This window comes from Candidatus Rokuibacteriota bacterium (genome assembly GCA_016209385.1).
Lineage (GTDB): Bacteria > Methylomirabilota > Methylomirabilia > Rokubacteriales > CSP1-6 > JACQWB01.
This window is the reverse complement of the sequence record JACQWB010000251.1, coordinates 1-3,146: the sequence shown is the minus strand read 5'-3', so window position 1 is coordinate 3,146 and position 3,146 is coordinate 1. Positions and strand designations below refer to the sequence as shown.

4 protein-coding genes are annotated in these 3,146 nt (G+C 64.7%); all 4 read right to left on the bottom strand.

The window, feature by feature from the left end:
* Window positions 1–67: 67 nt before the first annotated feature.
* Window positions 68–718, bottom strand: a complete 651-nt coding sequence (locus HY726_18770; GenBank protein ID MBI4611040.1) for a hypothetical protein — start codon at window positions 716–718, stop codon at window positions 68–70.
* Window positions 719–849: 131 nt separating this feature from the next.
* Entirely contained in the window at window positions 850–1,323 is a 474-nt protein-coding gene (locus HY726_18765; protein ID MBI4611039.1) for a response regulator, read from the bottom strand.
* 8 nt (window positions 1,324–1,331) lie between these two features.
* Complete coding sequence (locus HY726_18760) at window positions 1,332–2,507, bottom strand: PilT/PilU family type 4a pilus ATPase (GenBank protein MBI4611038.1); 1,176 nt, start codon at window positions 2,505–2,507, stop codon at window positions 1,332–1,334.
* 38 nt (window positions 2,508–2,545) lie between these two features.
* On the bottom strand, window positions 2,546–3,146 hold a 601-nt coding region (tadA, locus tag HY726_18755; protein ID MBI4611037.1), incomplete at its 5' end, for a Flp pilus assembly complex ATPase component TadA.

Sequence of the window (3,146 nt, the reverse complement as noted above, 5' to 3'; positions counted from 1 at the left end):
CTGGGGGAGGCCTCGGAGGGGGACACCCACGCCTCCGGCGTGGGTACCCGGGCCCCCTCCGATTGTCCTAGCTTGCCTGGGTCGTCACGGTCACGCGGCCTTCTTCGACCACTACCTCTTCGATCACCTTGGGCACGGGCCAGCGCATGAGTCTCGGCCCCAGCATCCAGGACAGGAACCACGTGCCAGCCTCCAGGGTGCCGATGCGAAACCCCGTGGGCTCGAGGCGGAGGAACTCCCGCTCCTTGCGCACGCGCCCGTGCTCGAGCCGCACGCGGCCCTGAATCACGATCCAGACGGGGCGCTCGGTCCGAGAGGCCGGCAGCGCGTCGGCCAGGTAGTTGAAGGGGACTCCCCTCAGGAGGGTCTTGAAGGGGGTGCTTCCCTGGATCACGACGAGCCCCGGGTTCAACTTCACCACGAGCGGCGAAAAGGGCATCCGGGCGTTCTCCTCGAGGTGACGGGCGAGAAACGCGTTGATCTCCTGTTCGGTGAACACGATGCGGTCGGTGCGGGAAGACTTCAGCGTGTCGCGGCGCACGACTTCGAGGATCTTTTGTTGAGCCCGCAGGCCGTCGGCGCTCGTCCATTCGGGGCTCGGGGGCGCTTCGGGAAGGTAGAAGATCGACGAGGAGAAGACCAGGGCTCCACCCACCATGATGCCGAGTCCCACCAGGATCACCGCGAGGAGGAGACAGCCGAGGCACCCGATCCTCATGGTTGAACCGTAACACTTCTCTCATCGGCGCAGCAATAAAAAGGCGGCGCTGACGGCGGGCAGAGACAGCACGAGCGCTGCCCGGTGGCCGTCCGCGCCGGAAGCAGCGCCCGCAGGTTGGGGTTCTGAGGCTATCGCTTGCCGACTTCCCGCAGGATCTCGTGGAGGTCCCTGTAGAACACCTCGTTGTCGCTCATGCCTTGCCGCAGGACGCCTTTGATCTGCGGGAGGTCGTTCGAATTGACGACGACGTTGACGCTCTTGGCGAACGCCATCATGTTGTCCAGCGTCTTGAACTGTTTCCCCAGGAGCCCGACGAAGATGTACCGCCGGCTCGCCATGGGCATCGACCGGATCGCCTGGAGGACCGGGTTGTCGTGGGGCGTGGCGCCCTGGAACTCCTCGTCCAGCACGACAACCTCGTACGCGATCTTGCGCATCCGCTCGATGGCGTCGGACGGGCTCCCGGCAATGTGAACCTTGAACCCCAGCTCCTGGAGGGCCCCTTTGATCGCGCCCTGGGCCTCGGCAGCGTCGTGGCAGACGAGGGCGAGCCGCTGATTCTCCTCGAACGCCTCGTGCTCCGCCGCTTCCGGGCCCGCCATCGTCCCGCTCACTTCTTCTTGATGGACTTATCGTAGTCCCAGTCCAACTTCAAGCCTTCGATGTCCGTCGTCTTCTCGCCGCGCTTCTGGTGGACCTTGTCGATCCCCCGCTGCACGACGGCCTTGCGTGTCGCGTAGGCCACGGCCGTCTCCTCGGTGATGAGGCCGGCCTCGAAGGCGCGGATGATGGCCTGGTCGAAGGTCTGCATCCCGAAGGGCTCGCTGGCCTCCTGGATCTCGTAGAAGGTTTTCCCTTCCGATTCGCCCATCAGGATGGATTCCCGCGTCCGGATGTTGTTGCCCAGGATGTCGTGGACCGCCACCCGCCCGCCGCCGACCTTCGGGAGCAGCCGCTGGCCGACGACCCAGCGGATCGTGTCCGCCAACCGCTGCCGGATCTGCTTCTCCTCCTCCTGGTCGAACATGCCGACGATGCGGTTGATCGTCTGGCCGGCGTCCACGGTGTGGAGCGTGCTCAGGACGAGGTGGCCAGTCTCGGAGGCCTTGAGACCGAGTTCCACGGTCTCGCGGTCGCGCATCTCGCCGACCAGGATGATCTTCGGGGCCTGCCGGAGGGCCGCGCGGAGGCCGTTGGCGAACGCGTCGAAGTCTCCCCCCAGCTCCCGCTGGTTGAAGGTCGCCTTCTTGTTGGGATGGACGAACTCGACCGGGTCCTCCAGCGTGACGATGTGGATCGCTCGGGTCTCGTTGAACTCGTTGAGCAAGCCGGCAAGGGACGTCGATTTCCCGCTTCCCGTTGCCCCGGTCACCAGGATCAGGCCGTTCTTTTCGCCGGTCATTTTCTTGAAGGCCTCGGGGAGCTTGAGGTCCTCCAGCGTCGGGATCTTCGTCTCGAGCTTCCGGAGCACGATGGAATAGCTCCCGCGCTGAGAGAAGACGTTGACGCGGAACCGGGCCTTCCCGGGGAGCGAGTAGGAGAGGTCACAGGAGCCTTCCTTGACCAGCATCTGGCTGAGGCGCCGGTCGCCGTTGATCAGGTTGAGCGCGAAGATCTCGGTCTGGAACGGCGTGAGGTCCTCGATCGCGGGGTTCACCGGGACGGGGGTGAGCTGTCCCGAGGACTCGACCTGGAGCGGGCGAGCCACTGAGATGTTCAGGTCGGAGACATTGTCGTGGGAGTCCAGCATCGCTGTCAACAGCTCGTCGATCTCGAGTTTTCTCATGGCCGGTATCCTCCCTCGTGCGGGTTCGACAGCCTCGCCTACTGGTTCAGCTCGTCGGGCGGCGTTTTGAGGAACTGGAGAAACTTGCTCTTGTCGATCGCCTTGTCGTACGCGTCCTCGGGGCTGATCCACTTCTTTTGCAGCACGTCCAGGATGGCGTCGTCCAGCATCTGCATGCCCAACTTTTTGCCCGTCTGCATAATTGAAGGGATCTGATGGGTCTTCGACTCCCGGATCAGGTTCCCGATGGCGGCGTTGCAGACCATGATCTCCAGAACGGCGCAGCGGCCCGGCTTGTCGACCCGCTTGAAGAGGTTCTGGGCCTCCACGAGCTTCAGGCTCGTGGACAGCGTGTTGCGGATCTGCCCCTGTTCCTCGGCCGGGAACACCTCGATGACGCGGTCCACCGTCTTCGGCGCGTTCGTCGTGTGCAGGGTCCCGAAGACCAGGTGGCCGGTCGCGGCTGCTTCCACCGCGAGCCGGATCGTCTCCAGGTCTCGCATCTCGCCGACCAGGATGATGTCCGGGTCCTCGCGGAGCGCCCCACGGAGCGCCGCGGAGAACGACTTGGTGTGCGTTCCGACCTCCCGGTGGTTGACCAGGCACCCCTGGCTCTGGTGCACGAACTCGATGGGGTCT